The sequence below is a fragment of the Pseudomonas sp. GW821-FHT02A08 genome, from assembly GCF_059422045.1.
The window spans coordinates 12,360-35,228 of the sequence record NZ_JBWKWD010000004.1 but is presented as its reverse complement, the minus strand read 5'-3'; the positions used below and the strand labels follow the sequence as shown (position 1 = coordinate 35,228).

Sequence of the window (22,869 nt, the reverse complement as noted above, 5' to 3'; positions counted from 1 at the left end):
GTAGCTATTTGACGCGCCACAATACACAGACTTTATGCGATTGCCAGAACCCTGGGGAAGCTGTGGTAAAGTCAGCGTCCTTTTCATCGACATTCGCGTGATATGACCGACTCCAGTCTCTGCGCAAGCCCATCAAGCTTGAAAATCTACTTCCGTCTGCTCGGCTATGTCCGGCCGTATATCAGTCTGTTTCTGATCAGCATCGTCGGTTTCCTGATTTTCGCTTCGACGCAGCCAATGCTGGGCTACATACTCAAGTACTTCGTCGACGGTCTATCCAACCCTGAAGCAGTGCTGTTTCCAACCGTGCCCTACCTGCGGGATCTGCAACTGCTGCAGGCGGTGCCATTGTTGATCATCCTGATCGCCGCGTGGCAGGGGTTGGGGTCGTACCTGGGCAACTACTTCCTGGCCAAGGTTTCCCTGGGTCTGGTCCATGACTTGCGGGTCCAGTTGTTCAACAACCTGCTGGTTTTGCCAAACCGGTATTTCGACAAGCATAACTCGGGACACCTGATTTCACGTATCACCTTCAACGTGACCATGGTCACGGGGGCGGCAACAGATGCGATCAAGGTCGTAATCCGTGAAGGCATGACGGTGATCTTCCTGTTTGCCTCGCTGTTGTACATGAACTGGCGCCTGACGCTGGTCATGGTCGCCATCCTGCCGCTGATCGCCCTCATGGTGCGCACGGCCAGCAAGAAATTCCGCAAGCAGAGCAAGAAAATCCAGCTGGCCATGGGGGACGTGACGCATGTGGCGTCCGAAACGATCCAGGGCTATCGCGTTGTGCGCAGCTTCGGCGGTGAAAAATACGAAGAGAAACGCTTCTTCGACGCCAGCCAGGGTAATACCGACAAGCAACTGCGCATGACCCGCACCGGCGCCATCTACACGCCGCTGCTGCAACTGGTGATCTACACCGCCATGGCCGTACTGATGTTCCTGGTGCTGTTCCTGCGTGGCGATGCGTCCGCTGGCGACATGGTGGCCTACATCACGCTGGCCGGCCTGTTGCCCAAGCCGATTCGCCAGCTGTCCGAAGTCAGCTCGACCATCCAGAAGGGCGTGGCCGGTGCCGAAAGTATCTTCGAGCAACTGGATGTCGAGCCTGAAGTCGATTCCGGCACCGTCGAGCGCGATACCGTCAGCGGTCGGCTGGATGTGCGCAACCTCAGCTTCACCTACCCCGACACCGAGCGTCAGGTGCTCAATGACATCAGTTTCTCGGTCGAGCCCGGGCAAATGGTGGCGCTGGTGGGACGTTCGGGCAGCGGCAAGTCGACCCTGGCCAACCTGATTCCGCGTTTCTATCACCACGACAAGGGCGAAATCCTCATCGATGGCGTCGAAGTGGAGCAGTACAAGCTGTTGAACCTGCGTCGGCATATCGCCCAGGTGACTCAGCATGTGACCCTGTTCAGCGACACTGTGGCCAACAACATTGCCTATGGCGACCTGGCTGGCGCCCCCCGTGAAGACATCGAAAAAGCGGCCAAGGATGCCTACGCGATGGACTTCATTGCTCAATTGCCAGAAGGCCTGGACACCCAGGTCGGGGAAAACGGCGTGCTGCTTTCCGGTGGCCAGCGCCAGCGCCTGGCGATTGCCCGGGCACTGTTGAAGAATGCTCCGCTGCTGATTCTCGATGAGGCGACTTCGGCACTCGATACCGAATCCGAGCGGCATATCCAGGCAGCCCTGGATCAGGTCATGAAAGGTCGCACCACGCTGGTGATCGCTCACCGCCTGTCGACCATCGAGAAGGCCGACCTGATCCTGGTCATGGATCAGGGGAAAATCGTCGAGCGCGGCACCCATGAACAACTGCTGGCGCAAAACGGCTACTACTCGCGCCTCAACGCGATGGGCCTCGACGCCCCGGCCGAAGACATCGCCTGACCCCGAAAGGGCGAGCGTGGCTCGCCCTTTCGCACACCGGGCGCGCAACGCGCCCGGTGATTTGTATCCAGTCCTTTACGCTTCTTGACCAAACCGGAATAAATCTCGGCAACTTGCTTGTTAAGGTTCCTGAACGAACTTTGACTTGAATGGAGAGGGCCATCCCTTTCCCGCGGGTGTCTGGATGTTGCAACGTTATCTCTGGAAGCTGTTGCCCAAGTCGCAACGGGCTTTTCTGCTGGGGCGCCTGTCGGTCGTGGACCGTCAAGTGGTGAACAAGTCGATGTCGGCCAACGTCAGTTTCCCCGAGCCCTTCGAGCAGCGTTCCTGTCTGTTCATCCACGTCCCCAAATGTGCCGGCAGCAGTGTCTGTGCAGCCATGTTTGACGACTGGAGCCCGGGCCACTTGCCGTTGTACTGGTACGAGCAGCAATTTCCCGAGCAGTTTGCCGCCAGTTTCAAGTTCGCGTTCGTCCGCGATCCCCTGGAAAGGGCCTACTCGGCCTACGCATTCCTGCGGGGCAACGCCTTGGGTAAACGGGATCACGCGGCGCAGAAACTGGTCAACCACTACCGTGACTTTGATGATTTCGTCGGCCGCTGGTTGCACCCGCAGACGATCCAGCGACAGTTGCACTTCGCCGCGCAAACGGATTTCCTGACGGATTCAATGGGCCATCTGGCGCTGGACTTCGTTGGCTACCAGGAACACCTGGAGCGGGATTTCAGGCTGGTTTGCGAGCAATTGGGCTATCCGGTGGAATTGCCCCACGTGAACCGGTCGCAGCAGCGGCGGCCGATGCTGGCGCGCGAGTTCTGCACGGTACGTACCCGCAGGCTGGTGCGGCGGGTCTATCAGCGGGATTACGAGATGCTTGGGTATGAATGAAGTCGAAGCGTATTCTCTCCCGGTTTGTTGCTCAAAAAATGAGCAATAAACCCCGGCGAATCATCCGGTTGCAGCCACCGCACAAGCCGACACCAACCCTGTGTTAATATCGCGCCCCTGTTCATTCTGTATGTGGGTTTCACCATGAAGTTGTCCATGCCGCGATTCGATCAAGCCCCTGTCTTGGTAGTCGGCGATGTCATGCTCGACCGTTACTGGCATGGTGGTACCTCACGGATTTCTCCTGAGGCACCGGTGCCGGTGGTCAAGGTCGATCACATCGAAGACCGCCCGGGCGGTGCTGCCAACGTTGCCTTGAACATTGCCGCCCTGGGGGCTCCGGCCTCGCTGGTCGGTGTCACCGGCGACGATGAAGCCGCCAACAGCCTGGTCAACAGCCTCAAGGGCGCTGGCGTACGTGCCATCTTCCAGCGCATTGCGCACCAGCCGACCATCGTCAAGCTGCGGGTCATGAGCCGTCACCAGCAGCTGCTGCGCATCGACTTCGAAGAACCCTTCGCCACCGACGCGCTGGCGCTGGTCGCGCAGGTCGATGAGTTGCTCGAAGGTATCAAGGTGCTGGTGCTGTCCGACTACGGCAAAGGCGCGCTGAAAAACCATCAGGCGCTGATCCAGGCCGCCCGTGCCCGTGGCATTCCGGTGCTGGCCGATCCCAAGGGCAAGGATTTCTCGATCTACCGCGGTGCGAGCCTGATCACGCCAAACCTCAACGAATTCGAAACCATCGTCGGTGGTTGCGCCGACGAGCACGAATTGGTAAGCAAGGGCGCGCAGTTGATGCACGACCTGGACCTCGGTGCCTTGCTGGTGACCCGTGGTGAGCACGGCATGACCTTGCTGCGCCCGGATCATCCGGCGCTGCACTTGCCGGCCCGGGCCCGTGAAGTGTTCGACGTGACCGGTGCCGGCGATACGGTAATTTCCACCCTGGCGGCCGCGATTGCCGCTGGCGAAGAACTGCCCCATGCGGTGGCCCTGGCCAACCTGGCGGCGGGCATCGTGGTCGGCAAGCTCGGTACGGCGGCCATCAGTGCGCCGGAACTGCGTCGTGCGATTCAGCGAGAGGAAGGTTCCGAGCGCGGTGTGCTGGGTCTTGAGCAGCTGTTGCTGGCGGTCGATGACGCCCGCGCGCACAACGAGCGGATCGTGTTCACCAACGGTTGCTTCGACATCCTGCACGCCGGCCACGTGACCTATCTGGAACAGGCGCGGGCCCAGGGCGATCGACTGATCGTGGCGATCAACGACGATGCATCGGTCAGCCGCCTGAAAGGGCCGGGCCGTCCGATCAACAGTGTCGACCGGCGCATGGCCGTATTGGCCGGCCTGGGTGCGGTGGACTGGGTGATCAGTTTCTCGGAGGGCACCCCGGAAAACCTGCTGAGCGCGGTCAAGCCGGACGTGTTGGTCAAGGGCGGCGACTACGGGATCGACCAGGTGGTCGGTGCGGACATCGTGACGGCCTATGGCGGTACCGTGAAAGTGCTGGGGCTGGTGGAAAACAGCTCCACTACCGCGATTGTCGAGAAGATCCGCAAGTCGTAGGCGCTGGCGTAGCCTGCGATCTATTCAGGTGGCCAGGGGCTCGTAAAATCAAAAGATCGCAGCCTGCGGCAGCTCCTGCATGGAGTACGCAGACTGCGATCTTTTGCGTTTAAGAGCTTACCTTTTTACGCGGGACGATTTTCTTCAGCAGCAATTTGGCCTTGCCGCCCAACCGCGCCAGGCCCGAATCCTTCCCCGGCGGGGTCAGACCCTGCTGCCTCACCCAGTCCTTCCAGCGAATTCGCTCGTCGCGAACCAGCCAGCCTTCCTGCCGGGCAAAACTCTCGGCCAGGTACAGTCCGCGAGTGCTGGCGGGGTATAGCTGATCCTTTTTCAGGGTGTACAACTCAGCCATAGGGTGGCCGTCCTGCAAGGGCATCAAGTACAGATCGGGGCGCTTGCGGTCGAGGCGGGCGACGAGTTGATCGCCTTCCAGTCGTTCGTCGACATGGAACAGGCTCAGGGATTTGGCATCCTTGGGAACGTCCAGGCGCAAGTCGTAGATCAGTTGCAGCGAGGCCGTTGGCAAATGCACGTAAGCCCGCGGACGCTCCATCAGCATCAGGTTGGCGCAACGTACCGGCCGCGCCGAACCGGATAGTGGCGACAAGCGAAACGGCAGGGCTTCACGGTAATGCAGGGCGGCCGAGTAGGGCGCCGGCAGCCAGGTGTCGTTGAACCGCCCACCGAGCCAGCCTTCCGGGGTTTCGAGCAGGCATTCTTCGGCTATCTCCTGGATTGCCGTGTGCAAGGGCAGGTTCAGTTCATGGGCCGGCACGTACCCCGAGATCAGCTTGAGCACCACATCGCCACGGTCCTGCCGGCGTTGGCGCACCAGCACCCAATAGTCGCGATTCTGCCAATGCAGGGTCAGGCGCACCGAAACCCCGAGGTTGGCCAGCTCCAGGGCAAACCGTTCGCTGTCGCCAACCGTCACCGGGCGACGACGTTGCAGGGTCTGGGAGAAATTCAGCGGCCTGCCGACGCTCTGATAAGCCAGGCCTTCGGGGGTCGCTTCGACGAATAACGGCAGGGTCTTGAAGTTGCTCGGGTTCTTTCTGATGAGCGTACGCGACATGTCGGCTCCTGCTTAAGGCCGCGCGGGCGGCGTCAGTGGCTACGTAGGACCTGGGCAACGGTCGCGACATTGTGGGCGAGGTGCAGCGGATTGATGGTCCCGACAATAGCACTGGCAACACCCGGATGTTCAAACAGCAACTCGAAACTGGCGCGCACCGGATCCACGCCCGGACTCAGGCAAACATGACCACTGGCGAGGGCTTTCTTGACCAGAATGGCTTTGCCGTGTGCAGCAGCATAGTCAATGACGGCCTTCTCGTTTTGTTCGTTCAGATTGTAGGTGACCATCGCGCAATCGCCTTGCTCCAGTGCTTTGAGGCCACCGTCGACGGTTTTGCCGGAAAAGCCGAAACCGCGAATCTTGCCTTCGGCCTTGAGCTTGGCGAGGGTGTCGTAGACTTCGCAGTCATTGAGGATCACCAGGTCGTTGCCATCGGAGTGCACCAGCACCAGGTCGATGAAGTCTGTTTCCAGGCGTTGCAGGCTGCGCTCCACCGACATACGTGTGTGCGCGGCGCTGAAATCGTGACGGGACTGGCCGTCGGCAAACTCTTCGCCGACCTTGCTGACAATCACCCAATCCTGACGCTGACCACGCAGCAGCGGGCCGAGGCGTTCTTCGCTGCGACCGTAGGCCGGGGCGGTATCGATCAGGTTGATGCCCATGTCGCGGGCGAGTTTGAGCAGCATGCGTGCTTCGTCGTCATCGGGAATCTGGAAGCCGTTGGGGTACTTCACCCCTTGGTCGCGGCCCAGTTTTACCGTGCCCAGGCCCAGGGGTGAAACCAGCAGGCCGGTGCTGCCCAGCGGGCGATGCAAGTCGTGCAGGGTCGGCTGGTTCATGGCAGCAGTTGCTCCCAGGCCGGTACGCCCATCGGCGGCTTCGGCAGTTCAGGCAGCGCGGCCGGGTGGCTTGGCTGGATGCCGTCGCGGGTCAGGCTGGCGATCACACGGTCGGCGAAGTCCGGCGCCAGGGCGAGTTTGGTCGGCCAGCCCACCAGCAGTCGGCCTTCCTCGGCCACAAAGGCGTTGTCGGGACGGGTCAGGCCTGATTGCAAGGGTTCGGCGCGATCCACGCGCAAGGTGGCCCATTGCACCGTGCTCAGGTCGATCCATGGCAGCAACTGGCCGAGTTCTTTCTGTGCGGTGGCGATTTGCTCGGCGGGCTCACGGGTCACGCCTTCGGATTCCGCGATATCGCCGCCGAGGTACCAGACCCATTGGCCATCCGCCGCCGGGTGGGTGGTCACGGTGATGCGCGGTTTGGTACCACCACCCAGGCAGTGGGCGTACAGCGGTTTGAGGCTTGGCCCCTTGGCGATGATCATGTGCAGCGGGCGGCGTTGCATGGCGGGTTGGCTCAGGCCCAGGGTTTCAAGCAAGGCCGCGGTGCCGGCGCCGGCGCTCAGGACGATGCGCTGGGCGCGGATCTCGCGTTCGTCCACCTTCAGGCCGACCAGCACGCCGCCATCGAGCAGCGGCTCGATCTTCTGCCCGGCGAGCAAGCCATCTCCGGCCAGATCGGCCAGGCGCTGGATCAGGCTCGGCACATCGACCACCAGTTCCGCCAGGCGATAGACCTTGCCCTTGAAGCGCTTGTCCTGCAGGGCTGGCGGCAATTGCTCGCCCTTGACCTGATCGACGCGACCGCGCACGGCTTTGCTGGCAAAGAAACTGGTGAGGTTGCCGGCCAGGGTGCCGGGGGACCAGAGGTAATGGGCCTCGGACAGCAGGCGCACGCCGGACAGGTCCAGCTCGCCGTCACCGGCCAAGGCTTCACGCCAGCGGCGCGGCATGTCGGCGATGGCTTCCGAGGCACCGGTCAGTGCGCCATGCAGCGCGTATTTGGCGCCGCCGTGGATGATGCCCTGGGACTTCACGCTCTGCCCGCCGCCGAGGCTGGCGCTTTCCACCAGCACGGTCGAAAAACCCTGGCGACGCAGGCGTGCATTCAGCCAGAGGCCGGCGACACCAGCGCCGACAATCAGAACGTCGGTGGAAATAACGGATGGCATGCAGCGACCTCTGTGTTCAAGACGAGGGCGCAGTATACAGACTCGAAGTGCAGGGGAGAGGTGATCGCAGAACCTGTGGGAGCGGTGGTGCGGCATTCCGACTTGCTCGCGAAGGCGGTGTGTCATTCAACATTGATATTGACTGAACTGACACCTTCGCGAGCAAGCCCGCTCCCACAATGGACCTCAGTTCGGGCTTAGTGACCGGCCGTTTTGGAGAACAGCTGGATGACCACGACGCCCAGCACGATCAACGCCATCCCCAGCATCGCCGGCACGTCCAGCTTCTGCCCATAGATAAACAGCGCCGCGACGCTGACCATCACGATCCCCATGCCGGCCCACACGGCGTACGCCACGCCCACCGGAACGCTGCGCACCACCAGGGTCAGCATCCAGAAGGCAATGCCGTAGCCAATGATGACCAGCACTAGTGGCAGCGGAGTGCTGAGGCCTTTGACGGCTTTCATCGAAACAGTGGCAATCACTTCGGCGCAGATGGCAATGGCCAGGTAGTAGTAAGCGGTCATGGGTCAATCCTCGTGTGAAGTGTTGCTCTCTGAGGTCGGCATTCTAGAGATTCGCCAGATGCGGTAAAGTCATTACCTATCTGTTTTGAAGATGGGTTTAGCCATGAGCATGCAATGGAATCTGGAGCAGCTGCGGTTGTTTGTCAGCGTAGCGGAGCAGCGGTCGTTTTCTGCCGTGGCGCGGGATCAGCGCAAGGCGCAGTCGGCGGTCAGCAGCTCGATAGCGTTGCTGGAGGAAGACCTGGGCGTCAGCCTGTTCGATCGCAGCAGCGGCCGTCAGCCGAAACTCACTGAGGCTGGTACGGCTTTGCTGGACGAAGCGCGGGAAGTGTTGCGCCAGTGCGAACGGCTCAACGGCCGGGCGCTGGCGATGATGCGCGGGCAGGAAGCGCGTCTGCGCGTGGCACAGGATGAGGCGATGCCTTATCAACCGATCATCGAAAGCTTCGAAGCCCTGGCGGAAAAATTCCCCAGTCTTGAAGTGCAACTGACCAGCGCCGCCCAAGGTGATGTCGCGCGCAAGCTGGTGGAGCGGCGCGCCGATCTGGGTCTGCTGTTTTTTCACGATCAGATTCCTGAGGCACTTGAGCGGCGGGTGCTGGGCAGCGTGGAAATGGTCACGGTGTGCGGCAAGGATCATCCATTGGCGCGCAAAGGCGCAGTGGACGACCAACAACTGGCACAGCATCGGCAGTTGCTGATGTCCACGGAGTCGAGCATTTATCCCGGCAGTGACCCGGCCAGCCCGCAAGTCTGGCGTGCCGACAGCTTCTATGTGATGGCCGAATGGCTGGTGCGTGGCCTGGGCTGGGCCTGGTTGCCGCGTCACGTGGTGCAGTACCCGACCTATCAGAATCAGATGGTCGAACTGGTCAGCGAATGGACCCCGCCGGCCCTGGTGGTGGAACTGGTGTGGCGCCGGGATGAGCCGCTCGGTCCGGCCGCGCGCTGGCTCGCCGAACGTTTTGCCGTGCACTTGCAGACGATAGGCGAAAAAAGCCGATAAACTCCGCCGCCATGAATAGAACTCTCTACACCACTCTGTTTTATCTGGGGCTGCCATTGGTGGCGATTCGGCTTTGGCTGCGCGCGCGCAAGGCGCCGGCGTATGCCAGGCGCATCGGCGAGCGCTTCTCCTACGGGATGCCGGTGATGAAACCGGGCGGCATCTGGGTGCACGCCGTGTCGGTGGGCGAAAGCATTGCAGCGGCACCGATGATTCGTGCCTTGCTGGCGCGTTATCCGGATCTGCCGATCACCGTGACCTGCATGACCCCGACCGGTTCGGAACGCATCCATGCACTGTTCGCCAATGAGCCGCGCATCCAGCACTGCTATCTGCCTTATGACCTGCCTTGCGCTGCCCGGCGTTTCCTCGATCGGGTCCGGCCGAAACTGGCGGTGATCATGGAAACAGAGCTGTGGCCCAACCATATCCATCAATGCGCCAAACGCGGGATCCCCGTGGCGCTGGCCAATGCGCGGCTGTCCGAGCGTTCGGCCAGGGGTTACGGCCGGTTCCCCAGGCTGACCCGGCCGATGCTGGCTGAGATGAGCCTGTTCGCGGTGCAGACCGAAGCCGAGGCCCAGCGCTTGCGCGACCTGGGTGCACGGACGGATACCGTCGAAGTGACCGGTTCGATCAAGTTCGACCTGACCATCGACCCGCAACTGCTCAAACGCGCTGTTGAGCTGCGCGGGCAATGGCAGGCGCTGGAACGACCGGTGTGGATCGCGGCCAGTACCCATGACGGCGAAGACGAGGTGGTACTGGCGGCTCATCGTCAGTTGTTGGCCAGTCACCCCGATGCTCTGCTGATTCTGGTACCGCGTCATCCGGAACGCTTCAATTCGGTGTACGGGTTGTGCCAGCAACAAGGCTTTGCCACGGTCCGGCGTTCCAGCGGCGATGCGGTCAGCGCGAATGTTTCAGTGCTGCTGGGCGACACCATGGGCGAGTTGCTGTTTCTCTACGCCCTGGCTGACAGTGCATTCGTCGGTGGCAGCCTGGTGCCCAATGGCGGACATAACCTGCTGGAGCCGGCGGCCCTCGCTAAACCGGTATTAAGCGGGCCACATCTTTTCAACTTCCTCGAAATCGCCGCGCAGTTGCGCAGTGCCGGGGCGTTGCAGGAAGTGGAGGATGCCGAAGGGCTGGCGGTGGCGGTACAGCGGCTGTTCGAGCTGCCCCGTGATGCGCAGCGCATGGCAGAGGCCGGTTTGAAGGTGATGCGCACCAATCAGGGGGCATTGCAGCGCTTGCTGGATGGGTTGGGGCGGTTGATCGAGCGGTAGACCGCGCTGCCTTCATTCGCGAGCAAGCCCGCTCCCACATTGGGCTACTGTCGTACACAAAACCTGTGCTCGCAGAAGATCCAATGTGGGAGCGGGCTTGCTCGCGAAGCTTTTGCTTTTACTGCTCCGGTCGCGCTTTCAACTGCTCCTCTGCCGCCTTGGCCAGGTCCGGTGGCAGGAAATCCTTGTCCGGGTTGTAGTTCGGATTGAGCCAGCGCGCCAGGGTTTGCAGATCCCCCGGATTCAACGTGCCGGCTTGTTGTTTCAAGCGCAGATTGTCGAGGATGTAGTCGTAGCGGGTGTTGTTGTAGTCGCGCACCGAGGTGTAGAGCTGGCGTTGCGCATCCAGCACGTCGACGATGTTTCGCGTGCCCACCTGATAGCCGATTTCAGTCGCTTCCACCGCGCTCTGGTTGGAGATGATCGATTGCTTGCGCGCCTGGACCTGCTCGACATCGGTGTTCACCGCGCGGTGCAGGTCGCGGGTGTTTTCCACGATGCTGCGACGCAGGGATTCGCGTTGCTGCTCGGTCTGGTCCAGTTGTGCATAGGACTGACGCACCTGGGAGCTGATCAGGCCACCGCTGTAGATCGGGATGTTCAGTTGCAGGCCAACGGTCGTTTGCTCGACATTGCCACCGTACGGCTGGGGCTGGTTGTTCGGGTTGCTGAAGCCCAGTGCGTCGTTGTCGCCTTTCTCATACTTGGCGATCGCGTCAACCGTTGGCAAGTGCCCGGACTTGCGTTGCTTGAGTGTCTGCTCGGCGGCGCTGACGGCATAGTTGCTGGCCAACAGATTGAGGTTCTGCCTGCCTGCGGTTTCGACCCAGGCCTTGGCGTCGTTCGGTACCGGCGGCAGGATCGGCAGGTTATGGCTGATGCCCCAGATCGAGTTGTACTGGCGGTTGGTCAGGGTGATCAATGCTTCGAAGGCGTCGTCCACCTGGCGCTGCGCAACGATCCGGTTGGCGCGAGCGGTGTCGTAGCTGGCCTGTGAGTTCAATACGTCGGTCTTGTCCGAGAGGCCGACATCGAAACGCTCGTTGGATTGATCGAGCTGGCGTTTGAACGCCGCTTCTTCGGCCTTGGTCGAGGCCAGGTTGTCCTGGCTGCGCAGCACGTTGAAATAGCTGTCAGCGGTTTGCAGGATCAGGTTTTGCTCGGTCGCCGAGAGTTGCAGGGCGGCCTGTTCGTTGACTTCCTTGGCGGCCTGGAACTGGAACCAGCGATCAGCCCGGAACAGCGGCTGCGCCAAAGTGGCCTGGTAGGAATGAGCGTCGCGGTTGGACGTGGCGGACGGCTGATCGAGATCCGTACGCACCTCGGAAATATTCGCGCCGCCCGAGAGGTTCGGCAGCAGCCCGGCACGGGCCTGGGGCACGACTTCCTTCTGCGCGCCGTATTGGGCGATGGCAGCCGCCAGGTCGGCGTTGTTGTTGACGGCTTCCTGATAAACGCTGACCAGGTCCGTCTTGGCCGATAAGGGCGCATCTGCTGCCCAGGCCATTCCGTTGGACGCACAAGACACGGCAAGGGCCAGCGAGAGTTTGCGCAGCATAGACGATCCCTAGAATTGATATTACAGAGGTAATTTGAGCGCCAAGGCTAAGGCCCCGCTTTGACAGCGTCAATGCCGGCTCAGCGTAGCGAGTGTAGATGTGCATTGGGGCGGCAACAATCCTGATACTGCGTGTAAATACGCCATTCATCACGGTATTTGCAGTGGGGTTGGCGTTCTTTGCCCGTTGTGTCTAGACTGGCCGGGTTCTTGTCGGGGTGCCTTGCTATGAGGCTGAGATCGAATAATTTCGGATCCCGTTGAACCTGATCAGGTTAGCGCCTGCGTAGGGAACAAGATTTCTCGTCACCCGGCGAGTCCTCTTGTGCTTCGTCCGGGATGTTGTTCGACAATCGAACACCCCTCGAGCACTGAGCACAGCACAGCTGGTTTTCCCAGCGCCCGTGCGTCCATTCGTTTACAGGTTCGCTCCGACAAAAATCCACTGCCTGGATGTGTGTCTGGAGAACCCGTGATGACTACAAAAGCAAAAATCGCCACCAACCTGAGTGACTCGGCCAAGGTCGATCAGCAATCGGTTCAGCCGTTTACCCGCTCGCAGAAAATCCATGTTCAGGGCACTCGCCCGGACATCCTCGTGCCGATGCGCGAAATCAGCCTGGACGTGACGCCGACCGACTTCGGCGGCGAGGTCAACGCACCGGTGGTGGTGTATGACACCTCGGGCCCATACACCGACCCCAATGTCGTCATCGATGTGCGCAAAGGCCTGGCCGATGTGCGTTCGCCGTGGATCGAATCCCGTGGCGACACCGAGCGCCTGAGCGGCCTGAGCTCGAATTTCGGCCAGGAGCGCCTTGCCGATCCGGAGCTGACCAAGCTGCGCTTCGCCCACGTGAACAACCCGCGCCGCGCCAAGCCGGGTGCCAACGTCAGCCAGATGCACTACGCGCGCAAAGGCATCATCACGGCCGAGATGGAATACGTTGCCATCCGTGAAAACATGAAGCTGGAAGTGGCCCGCGCCGCCGGCCTGCTGGACCAGCAACACGCCGGCCACAGCTTTGGCGCCAGCGTGCCGAAAATCATCACCCCTGAATTCGTGCGTGACGAAATCGCCCGTGGCCGCGCGATCATTCCGGCCAACATCAACCACACCGAACTGGAACCGATGATCATCGGCCGTAACTTCCTGGTGAAGATCAACGGCAACATCGGCAACAGCGCGCTGGGTTCGTCCATCGAAGAAGAAGTGGCGAAACTGACCTGGGGCATTCGCTGGGGTTCGGACACGGTCATGGACCTGTCCACCGGCAAGCACATCCACGAAACCCGCGAGTGGATCATCCGTAACTCGCCGGTGCCGATCGGTACGGTGCCGATCTACCAGGCCCTGGAAAAAGTCGGCGGCGTGGCCGAAGACCTGACCTGGGAGCTGTTTCGCGACACGCTGATCGAGCAGGCCGAGCAGGGCGTCGACTACTTCACCATTCACGCCGGCGTGCTGTTGCGCTACGTGCCGATGACCGCCAAGCGTGTGACCGGCATCGTCTCCCGTGGCGGTTCGATCATGGCCAAGTGGTGCCTGGCGCACCACAAAGAGAACTTCCTCTACACCCATTTCGAAGACATCTGCGAAATCATGAAGGCCTACGACGTCAGCTTCTCGCTGGGCGATGGCCTGCGTCCGGGCTCGATTGCCGACGCCAACGACGAAGCGCAGTTCGGCGAACTGGAAACCCTCGGCGAGTTGACCAAGATTGCCTGGAAGCACGACGTGCAGTGCATGATCGAAGGCCCGGGCCACGTGCCGATGCAGTTGATCAAAGAGAACATGGACAAGCAGCTGGAGTGCTGCGACGAGGCGCCGTTCTACACCCTCGGCCCGCTGACCACCGACATCGCACCAGGTTACGACCACATCACCTCCGGCATCGGTGCGGCGATGATCGGCTGGTTCGGCTGCGCCATGCTCTGCTACGTGACGCCGAAAGAGCACCTGGGCCTGCCGAACAAGGATGACGTGAAGACCGGGATCATCACCTACAAGATCGCGGCCCACGCCGCCGATCTGGCGAAGGGGCATCCGGGTGCACAGATCCGCGACAATGCCTTGAGCAAGGCGCGTTTCGAATTCCGTTGGGAAGACCAGTTCAACCTGGGCCTCGATCCGGACACCGCGCGTTCGTATCACGATGAAACCCTGCCGAAGGATTCGGCCAAGGTCGCGCATTTCTGCTCGATGTGCGGGCCGAAATTCTGCTCGATGAAAATCACCCAGGAAGTCCGCGAGTATGCGGCCAACCAACGGATCGAAGCGGTCGACGTGGATGTCGCCCAGGGCATGGCCGAACAGGCCGAGCGCTTCAAGCAGGAAGGCAGTCAGTTGTACCAGAAAGTTTGATCTGACCTGTGATTGACGGCGCCTGTGCTGCCGTCTTCGCGAGCAAGCCCGCTCCCACATTCGACCTGTGTACGCAGGACCAATGTGGGAGCGGGCTTGCTCGCGAAAGCGCCAGTTCAGACACCGAAACTCCCAAAAACAAAATGTGTCCCTCTGAGATAACACCCTTGAGCATTCAACCCAGCACTTACTCCCCCGATATCGCGGTGCCGAGCGACAAACGTGTGTTCGGCGGCCGCGATCTGTTTTCCCTGTGGTTCTCCCTCGGCATCGGCCTGATGGTCCTGCAGACCGGTGCATTGCTCGCTCCGGGCCTGGGTCTGTCCGGTTCGTTGCTGGCCATTTTTCTCGGCACTCTGGTTGGCGTTCTGCTGCTGGCTGCGGTCGGCGTGATCGGCAGTGACACCGGCCTGTCGTCGATGGCCGCACTCAAGCTCAGCCTCGGTGCCAAAGGCGCGAGCCTGCCGGCGGTGCTGAACCTGCTGCAATTGATCGGCTGGGGTTCGTTCGAAATCATCGTCATGCGCGATGCCGCCAGTCTGTTGGGCGCAAAGGCCTTCAGCGAAGGCAGCCTGCTGTCCAATCCGGTGCTGTGGACGCTGTTCTTCGGCGCACTGGCGACCTTGCTGGCCGTCAGCGGTCCGCTGACTTTCGTGCGCAAGATCTTGCGCAAATGGGGCATCTGGTTGCTGCTGGCTGCATGCGTCTGGTTGACCTGGAACCTGTTCGCCAAGGCTGACCTGGCCGCGTTGTGGGCCCAGGCCGGTGATGGTTCGATGCCGTTCGCCGTGGGTTTCGACATCGCCATTGCCATGCCGCTCTCGTGGTTGCCACTGATCGCCGACTATTCGCGCTTCGGCAAGCGGGCGAAAAACGTCTTCGGTGGCACCGCCATCGGTTTCTTCATCGGTAATTTCTGGCTGATGAGCCTGGGCGTGGCCTACACCCTGGCGTTCGCGCCGAGCGGTGAAGTCAATGCCTTGCTGCTGGCGCTGGCTGGTGCCGGCCTGGGGATTCCGCTGTTGCTGATTCTTCTGGATGAATCGGAAAACGCCTTTGCCGATATTCACTCGGCGGCGGTGTCCAGCGGGATTCTGTTACGCGCCAAAGTCGAGCACCTGGCCCTGGCCATCGGCGTCATCTGCACACTGATTGCCCTGTTGGCGCCGTTGGCCCAGTACCAGAATTTCCTGCTGCTGATCGGTTCGGTGTTTGCGCCGTTGTTCGGCGTGGTGCTGGTGGACCACTTCATCCTGCGCAAGCGTAGCGCCCAGGTGGCGTCAACTGCACTGCGCTGGCCGGCGCTGCTCGCCTGGCTGGGCGGGGTCAGCACCTATCACTTGTTGGCCAACCTGTATCCGGATATCGGCGCAACCCTGCCGGCATTGGTAGTGGCAGGGTTGCTCCAGCTCGTGCTGGGCCGGGCCTTCAGTTACGGCCGGGAAACAGCTCGGGCTTGATGATGCCGTTCAGGCGAGGGTAGGGGATCTTCAATTCGACATGACCCAGCGCGTAAGGCGCGATGGTGCTGGTTTCGTACTTGAGGATCACCCCGCCGTAGGTCAGCGCCACGTTCCGGGTTTTCTGGAACGGCCAGCTCTTCACGAACTCCGGTTCCTGATCGAGCTTGGTGCTGATCAGCCAGTTATTGTGTGCCACCTGCGCGGCTTTCCAGAACGCGTCTTCCTGCCCGGGCACCAACATGTCCGACAGCGTCAGCACTTTATGCTGCTGGCGCGAATAGTTGATGAAACCTCGACCGGGGGTGCCATGGGCGCCGCCGGTGTCCAGGTAACTGGACAATTCGACGATCACCAAGCCGTCATGCTGCTCACGTACCTTTGCTTGCAGATAGCTGCTGTTGCGCGGGCCGGCGGTGCGCAAAAACTCTTCGCGATAGGCCGCCAGGGTCGGGGCCACCGGGGCGTCGGGCGAGGTACGGGTCATTTGCAGCAGGCGTTTTTCGATGATGCCGTCAAGTGCAGGCTCGGCCGGGAAGTGCACGGTATCGATGTTGACCAGCGGGCAATCCGGGTTGCTGCAACCGGGCTTGAGCTGCTCGGAGGCATCGCGGGTGGTTTCCAGCGGCGTCCGGTAATTGGGCTGGAACAGGCTCGCGCAAGCGCCCAGGGTCAGGGCGATAGCGGCCACGGAGGCGATTTTGAAAAGCGACATGAGCGTCCTTTCTGAAACAGGGGAAGGCAAAAAGTTACCGGCTTCGACTCTCAACAAAGCAGTCAGTTCGCCACTAAGCTAATTAGAGTGGGTTTCGCCCTCACCGTCCATCCCGCTGACGGGAAAGGGGCTGCATCAAACGTCACGGGCGCGTTAGGATGGCGCGAAGTCGAGGCCCAGGGAAAAAGCAGCCTCGAACAGGATTTGCAGTAAAAGAGGATAGTCATGACGGATTTTACCAACGCCATTCCGACCGCCGTTGATATCGTGCGGCGCGAAAAGTGCTACGAGGGCTTCTACAAACTCGAACGCGTGCACTTGCGCCACGAATTGTTCGCCGGGGGCATGAGCCGCGAAATCAATCGTGAAGTGTTCGTTCGTCATGACGCGGTATGCATGCTGCCTTACGATCCGCTGCGCGATGAAGTGGTGCTGATCGAGCAGTTTCGCGTCGGGGCCATGGACAAGACCGACAACCCGTGGCTGATCGAACTGGTCGCTGGTCTGATCGACAAGGATGAAGTGCCGGAAGCTGTTGCTCACCGCGAGGCGCAGGAGGAAGCTGGGCTTGAAATCGGGGCGCTCTGGCCGATGACCAAATACTTTCCATCGCCGGGCGGCAGCAACGAATTCGTGCATCTGTACCTGGGGCGTTGCGACACTACCGGGGTTGGCGGCCTGCATGGGCTGGAGGAAGAGGCAGAAGACATCCGCGTTACGGTCTGGGCTTTCGAAGATGCCCTGCAAGCCGTGCGCGACGGGCGTATTGCCAACGCGGCGAGCATCATTGCCTTGCAATGGCTGGCTTTGAACCGCGTTGAAGTGAGGGGGCTATGGTCGTAAACAAGCTGCGCGATCGCTATCGGGTGGACCTGGTGGGGCTGCAAGCATCCTGCGAGGCGAACTACGCGCGCTTGATGCGACTGCTGCCGGACATGCGCAGCGAGCCTGCCGCGCGGCGCATCGCCGTGACCCATGGCGACCAGATGCTCGGTGTGCTGGCTCTGGAGGTACTGCTGACCTGTCCTTACACCACGACCCTGCAAGTGCGTCAGGAACACAGCCTGCCCTGGCTGCCGGTGCCGCAACTGGAAGTGCAGGTCTATCACGACGCGCGCATGGCCGAAGTGGTCAGCGCCGAACATGCACGACGCTTTCGCGGCATCTATCCTTACCCGAATGCCTCGATGCACCAGCCGGACGAAAAGGCCCAGCTGAACATGTTTCTGGGCGAATGGCTGAGTCATTGCCTGGCGCTGGGGCATGAGTACGAAGTAGTGCGTTAATTGTGAGCCGCAGTTGTGAACTGCGTCAGGTTCACAGATTTCCTCTTTCGATCGTCCCCCAGCATAATTGCGGCACTTACCCATCCCCGTGATCACGCCCTGGGAGAACGCCTTGCCGAGCGTATCCACATTGACCACCGCCGATCCGGCGTTGCTGGTGCAACTCTCCGACAGCCACCTGTTTGCCGAAGCGGACGGCGCGTTGCTGGGCATGAACACCCGCGACAGCCTGCAAAGGGTCATTGAGCTGGTGCGCGGGCAACAGCCGCGGATTGACTTGATCCTGGCCACGGGCGACCTCTCTCAGGACGGGACGCTGGAGTCTTACCAGCAGTTTCGCGACATGTCGCGCCAGCTCGATGCGCCGGCGCGCTGGATTCCCGGCAATCACGATGAGCCGCGGATCATGGCCGAGGCGGCGGTGCAGAGCGCATTGCTCGAACCTGTGGTGGATATCGGCAACTGGCGGGTCACGTTGCTCGATTCGGCGGTGCCAGGCTCGGTGCCGGGTTATTTGGAGGATGAACAGCTGCAGTTGCTCGCCCGCGCGTTGAGCGAAGCGCCGGAGCGTCATCATCTGGTGTGCTTCCACCATCATCCGGTTTCGATTGGTTGCGCGTGGATGGAGCCTATCGGTCTGCGCAATCCCGAGGCGTTTTTTGAAGTGCTGGATCGTTTTCCACAGGTGCGTGCCGTGCTGTGGGGGCATGTGCACCAGGAAATCGATCAAATACGTAACGGCGTGCGTCTGATCGCCTCGCCGTCGACCTGCATTCAGTTCGAACCGGGCAGCGAGGATTTCAAGGTTGGGGAACAGGCACCGGGTTATCGCTGGTTGCGGCTGTTGCCCGACGGGCGGCTGGAAACCGGGGTGGAGCGGGTTACCGGGTTTGATTTCACCGTGGATTATGGCTCCAACGGCTACTGATTTTTCATTTTGCTGGAAAACCGGGGCGCGGCCTTCGCGAGCAAGCCCGCTCCCACAGGGGATTGGCGTCGGTCACAAATCCCCTGTGGGAGCGGGCTTGCTCGCGAAGGCGCCTACACAGACACCTTGAATTTCGCGGATATCCCCGATTCCCCAGAGTCCCTGTAAACTCAGCCTCTTTAGCCGACGTCAGGGAGCTCAAATGTCCGGTTCGATCCTTTATATCCACGGCTTCAACAGCTCGCCGTTGTCGAAGAAGGCCTGTCAGTTGGTCGAGGTGATGGAGCGTCTGGGCCTGAGCGAACACTTGCGCGTTCCGGCAATGCACCATCACCCGCGCCAGGCTATCGGGCAGCTGGAGCAGGCGATTGCCGAGTTGGGGCGGCCACTGCTGGTCGGCAGCTCGCTCGGCGGCTACTATGCCACTCACCTGGCCGAGCGCCTTGGCTTGAAAGCCCTGTTGATCAACCCTGCCGTCAGCCCGCACCGGATGTTCGACGGCTTTCTGGGGACGCAGAAAAACCTGTATACCGAAGAGACCTGGGAAATGACCCACGACCACGTGACGGCCCTGGCCGAACTGGAAGTGCCGGCGCCCCAGGATCCACAGCGTTATCAGGTATGGTTGCAGACGGCTGACGAAACGCTGGACTATCGCCTCGCCCAGCAGTATTACCGGGCATGCGCCTTGCGTATCCAGGCTGGCGGCGACCACAGTTTCCAGGGATTTGCCACGCGACTGCCGGCCATATTGAGTTTTGCCGGCATTGGCGCCGATTCGTATCAGGCAATCGATTTCACCGCATTGTGAGCGATAGCCCCATGAATTCTTTTTTCACCGAACACTGACGACGAGACCCCATGGCCACTCCCAGCGCTAGCTCTTATAACGCAGACGCCATCGAAGTCCTCTCGGGCCTCGACCCGGTGCGCAAACGCCCCGGCATGTACACCGACACCAGTCGGCCGAACCACCTTGCCCAGGAAGTCATCGACAACAGTGTCGACGAAGCCTTGGCCGGGCATGCCTCATCGGTGCAGGTGATCCTGCATGCCGACCACTCCCTGGAAGTCAGCGATGACGGCCGTGGCATGCCGGTGGACATTCACCCCGAGGAAGGCGTTTCGGGTGTCGAGTTGATCCTCACCAAGCTGCATGCCGGTGGCAAGTTTTCCAACAAGAACTACCAGTTCTCCGGCGGTCTGCACGGGGTGGGTATTTCCGTGGTCAACGCCTTGTCCACCGAAGTGCGGGTGCGTGTAAAACGTGACGGCAACGAATATCAGATGACTTTCGCTGACGGTTACAAAAAGACCGAGCTGGAAGTGATCGGCACCGTCGGCAAGCGTAACACCGGCACCAGCGTGTTCTTTGCGCCGGATCCGAAATACTTCGACTCCCCGAAATTCTCCATCAGCCGCCTCAAGCATGTGCTCAAGGCCAAGGCCGTGTTGTGCCCTGGGCTGCTGGTCAGCTTTGAAGACAAGGCCACCGGCGAGAAAGTCGAATGGCATTACGAAGACGGCCTGCGTTCCTATCTGGTGGATGCGGTCAGCGAATTCGAGCGCCTGCCGGACGAACCGTTCTGCGGCGCCTTTGCCGGCAACAAGGAAGCGGTGGACTGGGCGCTGCTGTGGCTGCCCGAAGGTGGCGACGCGGTCCAGGAAAGCTACGTCAACCTGATCCCGACCGCCCAGGGCGGTACCCACGTCAACGGCTTGCGCCAAGGCCTGCTCGACGCCATGCGCGAATTCTGCGAATTCCGCAGCCTGTTGCCGCGTGGCGTGAAGCTGGCGCCGGAAGACGTCTGGGAACGCATTGCCTTTGTGTTGTCGATGAAGATGCAGGAGCCTCAATTTTCCGGCCAGACCAAGGAGCGCCTGTCGTCCCGTGAAGCGGCGGCGTTCGTCTCCGGTGTGGTCAAGGATGCGTTCAGCCTGTGGCTCAACGCCAACCCGGAAACCGGCATGCTGCTGGCGGAACTGGCGATCAACAACGCCGGCCGTCGCCTCAAGGCCAGCAAGAAGGTCGAGCGCAAACGCATTACCCAAGGCCCGGCGCTACCGGGCAAGCTGGCCGACTGTGCCGGGCAGGACCCGATGCGTTCCGAACTGTTCCTGGTGGAAGGTGATTCCGCCGGCGGTTCGGCCAAGCAAGCGCGGGACAAGGAGTTCCAGGCGATCCTGCCGTTGCGCGGCAAGATTCTCAACACCTGGGAAGTCGACGGCAGCGAAGTGCTGGCCAGCCAGGAAGTGCACAACATCGCCGTGGCCATCGGCGTCGATCCGGGCGCGGCGGACATGAGCCAGCTGCGCTACGGCAAGATCTGCATCCTCGCCGACGCCGACTCCGACGGTCTGCACATCGCGACCTTGCTGTGCGCCTTGTTCGTCCAGCATTTCCGCCCGTTGGTGGATGCCGGTCACGTCTACGTCGCGATGCCGCCGTTGTACCGCATCGACCTGGGCAAGGAGATCTACTACGCCCTCGATGAAGCCGAACGCGATGGTATCCTCGATCGCCTGGTGGCCGAGAAGAAGCGCGGCAAGCCGCAGGTCACCCGATTCAAGGGGCTGGGCGAAATGAATCCGCCGCAGCTGCGCGAGACCACCATGGACCCGAACACCCGGCGTCTGGTGCAGTTGACCCTGGAAGATTTCGAGGCCACCTCGGAAATGATGGACATGCTGCTGGCGAAGAAACGCGCCGGTGACCGCAAGACCTGGCTGGAGTCCAAGGGCAACCTGGCCGAGGTGCTGGGCTGATGCGTCTGGGCTTTGCCCTGGCCTGTGGGTTGCTGCTGACGTCGATTACGGCATCCGCCGAGCCGGCGCCACAGCTGCGCGTGTTGTCCGGGCATGTCATCGACGGCATGCGCGGCGGCAACTTGTCCGGGCTGGCGCAGTGCGGCAATGACCTTTGGGCGGTTTCCGACCGTGACGATGACCAGATCTACCGCCTCGATACCCGCGAATCCGTGTGGCGGGCACAAACGGTGCACATCGACGTACCGCCGGTGCCTGACAGCGGTTTGCCCTGGGGGCTGAAGACTCGTGTCTGGGGGGCTTCGTTCGTGCGCGGCGGTGATCTGGACTTCGAAGGCATCACCTGCGACAACGCCGGCAATCGCTACATCGTCAGCGAAGGCCATGCCGCTGTCTTGCAAGTGCCACTGATGGGACCCGCAAATTGGCTGAAAATCTCGCCGATGATGGTTCGCGAGGCACGGGCCAGAGGCCTGCTGTTGCAATTCAATGCGCTGTTCGAAGGGCTGGCGATCAATTCGGCGGGCGATCAGATGTGGCTCGCCGCCGAGCGTCAAGGCCGGGGGCTGCTGATGATCAAGCGCAAACAGACCCTGTGGGATTGCGACGGTGGTTGCGTGCTGCTGAGCGAGGCGGGCATGGAAATGCAGCCCGAGCAGTTTCCCCATGCCAAGGCTGTCCCGCGGGATTTTTCTGACCTGTCGCTGTTCAACGGCAAGCTGTTCACCCTTGAACGCAACGCCTTCCAGATCTGCCGCCGGGATGCGCAGACGGCCAAGGTCGAGCGCTGCTGGTCGTACGCCGCCGAGTTGTTGCAGGAAAACCGCCGTTATTCTCAGAATTACGGGCTGGAAGAAGCGTTGATCGTGGATGCCGATGGCGCCTGGATCGGTGTCGACAATAACTTCGGCGCGCGCGCCGATGGCGAAGTCCGCCCGGTGGTCTGGCGCTTCGCTGCACCGGAAGGTGGCTGGAGTGCCAGGCCATGAGGCAACAAAGCCCGGGGCAGCGCATCGGCCGGGTGTTCATGGTGCTGGCCTGGTGTGCGGCACTGTTCCTGGCCACGCGGTTTTTTGCCCAGTGGGAAGCGCGTCAGCAAAATCCGAATGTGGTAGTCAGTTCGGAGCAGGGCGAAGGTTTCATCGAGGTGAAACTGGTCAGCAATGTGCAGGGGCATTTCGTTGCCAGCGGCCAGATCAACGGCCAGCCGGTGGACTTCATGCTCGATACCGGGGCGACCGATGTGTCGATTCCGGCGGACCTGGCCAAGCGCTTGAAGCTCGAAGAAGGATTCGGCGTGACCCTGAGCACGGCCAATGGCCTGAGCCAGGGCTATCGCACCCGTATCGAACGCCTGCAACTGGGCGACATCGTGCTGCGGGATGTGCGCGCACTGGTGGCCCCGGGGCTGCATGGCGATCAGGTGTTGCTCGGCATGAGTGCACTGAACAAACTTGAATTTACCCAGCGCGGTGGCACCATGCTGCTGCGCCAGACAACGAACCGATGAG

Annotated in this window: 20 protein-coding genes and 1 riboswitch; of the genes, 14 read left to right on the top strand and 6 right to left on the bottom strand. The window is 61.3% G+C overall.

All coding sequences use genetic code 11. The annotated features are described in order from the left end of the window. Positions 1–102: 102 nt before the first annotated feature. The 3 genes from msbA (at position 103) to hldE (ending at position 4,360) form a co-directional block, all read left to right on the top strand. The gene (gene msbA, locus AC07W4_RS04445) at positions 103–1,905 is read left to right on the top strand and encodes a lipid A export permease/ATP-binding protein MsbA (RefSeq protein ID WP_495031648.1); all 1,803 of its coding nucleotides are present in this window, start codon (positions 103–105) and stop codon (positions 1,903–1,905) included. A 184-nt stretch (positions 1,906–2,089) separates the two neighbouring features. Next, the gene (locus AC07W4_RS04440) at positions 2,090–2,794 is read left to right on the top strand and encodes a sulfotransferase family 2 domain-containing protein (protein WP_495031647.1); all 705 of its coding nucleotides are present in this window, start codon (positions 2,090–2,092) and stop codon (positions 2,792–2,794) included. 144 nt (positions 2,795–2,938) lie between these two features. Next, positions 2,939–4,360 carry a bifunctional D-glycero-beta-D-manno-heptose-7-phosphate kinase/D-glycero-beta-D-manno-heptose 1-phosphate adenylyltransferase HldE gene (gene hldE, locus AC07W4_RS04435; RefSeq protein WP_032829477.1) on the top strand — a complete coding sequence of 474 codons (1,422 nt, stop codon included), beginning with the start codon at positions 2,939–2,941 and terminating at the stop codon, positions 4,358–4,360. Positions 4,361–4,469: 109 nt separating this feature from the next. On the opposite strand, the gene AC07W4_RS04430 is transcribed toward hldE, so the two are convergent. The 4 genes from AC07W4_RS04430 to AC07W4_RS04415 all read right to left on the bottom strand — a co-directional run bounded on the left by AC07W4_RS04430 (position 4,470) and on the right by AC07W4_RS04415 (position 7,985). Then, positions 4,470–5,438, bottom strand: a complete 969-nt coding sequence (locus AC07W4_RS04430; RefSeq protein ID WP_495031646.1) for a metal ABC transporter ATPase — start codon at positions 5,436–5,438, stop codon at positions 4,470–4,472. A gap of 32 nt (positions 5,439–5,470) precedes the next feature. Beyond that, positions 5,471–6,283: an aldo/keto reductase gene (locus tag AC07W4_RS04425; protein WP_495031645.1), complete on the bottom strand. Its 813-nt coding sequence runs from the start codon at positions 6,281–6,283 to the stop codon at positions 5,471–5,473. Beyond that, complete coding sequence (locus tag AC07W4_RS04420) at positions 6,280–7,455, bottom strand: NAD(P)/FAD-dependent oxidoreductase (RefSeq protein ID WP_495031644.1); 1,176 nt, start codon at positions 7,453–7,455, stop codon at positions 6,280–6,282. The genes AC07W4_RS04425 and AC07W4_RS04420 overlap by 4 nt, the downstream gene beginning before the upstream one ends. Before the next feature lie 197 nt (positions 7,456–7,652). Then, the gene (locus tag AC07W4_RS04415; RefSeq protein ID WP_008048004.1) at positions 7,653–7,985 is read right to left on the bottom strand and encodes a DMT family transporter; all 333 of its coding nucleotides are present in this window, start codon (positions 7,983–7,985) and stop codon (positions 7,653–7,655) included. 103 nt (positions 7,986–8,088) lie between these two features. On the opposite strand from AC07W4_RS04415, the gene AC07W4_RS04410 reads away from it, so the two are divergent. Then, entirely contained in the window at positions 8,089–8,991 is a 903-nt protein-coding gene (locus AC07W4_RS04410; RefSeq protein ID WP_008048005.1) for a LysR family transcriptional regulator, read from the top strand. 11 nt (positions 8,992–9,002) lie between these two features. Further along, complete coding sequence (gene waaA, locus AC07W4_RS04405) at positions 9,003–10,280, top strand: lipid IV(A) 3-deoxy-D-manno-octulosonic acid transferase (protein WP_495031643.1); 1,278 nt, start codon at positions 9,003–9,005, stop codon at positions 10,278–10,280. Positions 10,281–10,398: 118 nt separating this feature from the next. Here waaA and AC07W4_RS04400 read toward each other — a convergent pair whose 3' ends face one another. Next, positions 10,399–11,838, bottom strand: coding sequence for a TolC family outer membrane protein (locus AC07W4_RS04400; RefSeq protein ID WP_495031642.1), 1,440 nt, complete (start codon positions 11,836–11,838; stop codon positions 10,399–10,401). A gap of 204 nt (positions 11,839–12,042) precedes the next feature. Next, a riboswitch (TPP riboswitch) is annotated at positions 12,043–12,148 on the top strand. Positions 12,149–12,313: 165 nt separating this feature from the next. Here AC07W4_RS04400 and thiC point away from each other — a divergent pair. After that, positions 12,314–14,203: a phosphomethylpyrimidine synthase ThiC gene (gene thiC / locus AC07W4_RS04395; protein WP_008048009.1), complete on the top strand. Its 1,890-nt coding sequence runs from the start codon at positions 12,314–12,316 to the stop codon at positions 14,201–14,203. A 167-nt stretch (positions 14,204–14,370) separates the two neighbouring features. Then, a complete protein-coding gene (gene cytX, locus AC07W4_RS04390) occupies positions 14,371–15,663 on the top strand; it encodes a putative hydroxymethylpyrimidine transporter CytX (protein WP_495031641.1) in 1,293 nt (430 codons plus the stop codon). Here cytX and AC07W4_RS04385 read toward each other — a convergent pair. Next, positions 15,632–16,378: an RsiV family protein gene (locus tag AC07W4_RS04385; protein WP_008048013.1), complete on the bottom strand. Its 747-nt coding sequence runs from the start codon at positions 16,376–16,378 to the stop codon at positions 15,632–15,634. The genes cytX and AC07W4_RS04385 overlap by 32 nt on opposite strands. Positions 16,379–16,603: 225 nt before the next feature. On the opposite strand from AC07W4_RS04385, the gene AC07W4_RS04380 reads away from it, so the two are divergent. From AC07W4_RS04380 to AC07W4_RS04350, 7 genes are all read left to right on the top strand, one after another. Continuing rightward, on the top strand, positions 16,604–17,221 hold the full coding sequence (locus tag AC07W4_RS04380; protein WP_495031640.1) for an NUDIX domain-containing protein: 618 nt from the start codon (positions 16,604–16,606) through the stop codon (positions 17,219–17,221). Beyond that, complete coding sequence (locus AC07W4_RS04375; protein WP_007977461.1) at positions 17,212–17,664, top strand: DUF1249 domain-containing protein; 453 nt, start codon at positions 17,212–17,214, stop codon at positions 17,662–17,664. The genes AC07W4_RS04380 and AC07W4_RS04375 overlap by 10 nt, the downstream gene beginning before the upstream one ends. 112 nt (positions 17,665–17,776) lie before the next feature. Then, the gene (cpdA, locus tag AC07W4_RS04370) at positions 17,777–18,592 is read left to right on the top strand and encodes a 3',5'-cyclic-AMP phosphodiesterase (RefSeq protein WP_495031639.1); all 816 of its coding nucleotides are present in this window, start codon (positions 17,777–17,779) and stop codon (positions 18,590–18,592) included. A 202-nt stretch (positions 18,593–18,794) separates the two neighbouring features. Next, positions 18,795–19,403, top strand: a complete 609-nt coding sequence (locus AC07W4_RS04365; RefSeq protein WP_495031638.1) for a YqiA/YcfP family alpha/beta fold hydrolase — start codon at positions 18,795–18,797, stop codon at positions 19,401–19,403. Between the two features lie 50 nt (positions 19,404–19,453). Further along, positions 19,454–21,358: a DNA topoisomerase IV subunit B gene (gene parE, locus AC07W4_RS04360; protein ID WP_008048017.1), complete on the top strand. Its 1,905-nt coding sequence runs from the start codon at positions 19,454–19,456 to the stop codon at positions 21,356–21,358. Beyond that, the gene (locus tag AC07W4_RS04355) at positions 21,358–22,347 is read left to right on the top strand and encodes an esterase-like activity of phytase family protein (RefSeq protein ID WP_495031637.1); all 990 of its coding nucleotides are present in this window, start codon (positions 21,358–21,360) and stop codon (positions 22,345–22,347) included. The genes parE and AC07W4_RS04355 overlap by 1 nt, the downstream gene beginning before the upstream one ends. Next, positions 22,344–22,868: a retropepsin-like aspartic protease family protein gene (locus AC07W4_RS04350; RefSeq protein WP_495031636.1), complete on the top strand. Its 525-nt coding sequence runs from the start codon at positions 22,344–22,346 to the stop codon at positions 22,866–22,868. The genes AC07W4_RS04355 and AC07W4_RS04350 overlap by 4 nt, the downstream gene beginning before the upstream one ends. Position 22,869: the final 1 nt, after the last annotated feature.

Excerpts from the sequence above, each read along its gene's own strand:
- AC07W4_RS04400 (WP_495031642.1), bottom strand. The coding sequence starts at position 11,838 with ATGCTGCGCAAACTCTCGCTGGCCCTTGCCGTGTCTTGTGCGTCCAAC.
- AC07W4_RS04350 (WP_495031636.1), top strand. The coding sequence starts at position 22,344 with ATGAGGCAACAAAGCCCGGGGCAGCGCATCGGCCGGGTGTTCATGGTG.
- AC07W4_RS04365 (WP_495031638.1), top strand. The coding sequence starts at position 18,795 with ATGTCCGGTTCGATCCTTTATATCCACGGCTTCAACAGCTCGCCGTTG.
- AC07W4_RS04380 (WP_495031640.1), top strand. The coding sequence starts at position 16,604 with ATGACGGATTTTACCAACGCCATTCCGACCGCCGTTGATATCGTGCGG.
- AC07W4_RS04420 (WP_495031644.1), bottom strand. The coding sequence starts at position 7,455 with ATGCCATCCGTTATTTCCACCGACGTTCTGATTGTCGGCGCTGGTGTC.
- AC07W4_RS04430 (WP_495031646.1), bottom strand. The coding sequence starts at position 5,438 with ATGTCGCGTACGCTCATCAGAAAGAACCCGAGCAACTTCAAGACCCTG.
- hldE (WP_032829477.1), top strand. The coding sequence starts at position 2,939 with ATGAAGTTGTCCATGCCGCGATTCGATCAAGCCCCTGTCTTGGTAGTC.
- AC07W4_RS04385 (WP_008048013.1), bottom strand. The coding sequence starts at position 16,378 with ATGTCGCTTTTCAAAATCGCCTCCGTGGCCGCTATCGCCCTGACCCTG.
- AC07W4_RS04440 (WP_495031647.1), top strand. The coding sequence starts at position 2,090 with ATGTTGCAACGTTATCTCTGGAAGCTGTTGCCCAAGTCGCAACGGGCT.
- msbA (WP_495031648.1), top strand. The coding sequence starts at position 103 with ATGACCGACTCCAGTCTCTGCGCAAGCCCATCAAGCTTGAAAATCTAC.
- parE (WP_008048017.1), top strand. The coding sequence starts at position 19,454 with ATGGCCACTCCCAGCGCTAGCTCTTATAACGCAGACGCCATCGAAGTC.
- AC07W4_RS04415 (WP_008048004.1), bottom strand. The coding sequence starts at position 7,985 with ATGACCGCTTACTACTACCTGGCCATTGCCATCTGCGCCGAAGTGATT.
- thiC (WP_008048009.1), top strand. The coding sequence starts at position 12,314 with ATGACTACAAAAGCAAAAATCGCCACCAACCTGAGTGACTCGGCCAAG.
- AC07W4_RS04425 (WP_495031645.1), bottom strand. The coding sequence starts at position 6,283 with ATGAACCAGCCGACCCTGCACGACTTGCATCGCCCGCTGGGCAGCACC.
- AC07W4_RS04410 (WP_008048005.1), top strand. The coding sequence starts at position 8,089 with ATGAGCATGCAATGGAATCTGGAGCAGCTGCGGTTGTTTGTCAGCGTA.
- waaA (WP_495031643.1), top strand. The coding sequence starts at position 9,003 with ATGAATAGAACTCTCTACACCACTCTGTTTTATCTGGGGCTGCCATTG.
- AC07W4_RS04375 (WP_007977461.1), top strand. The coding sequence starts at position 17,212 with ATGGTCGTAAACAAGCTGCGCGATCGCTATCGGGTGGACCTGGTGGGG.
- AC07W4_RS04355 (WP_495031637.1), top strand. The coding sequence starts at position 21,358 with ATGCGTCTGGGCTTTGCCCTGGCCTGTGGGTTGCTGCTGACGTCGATT.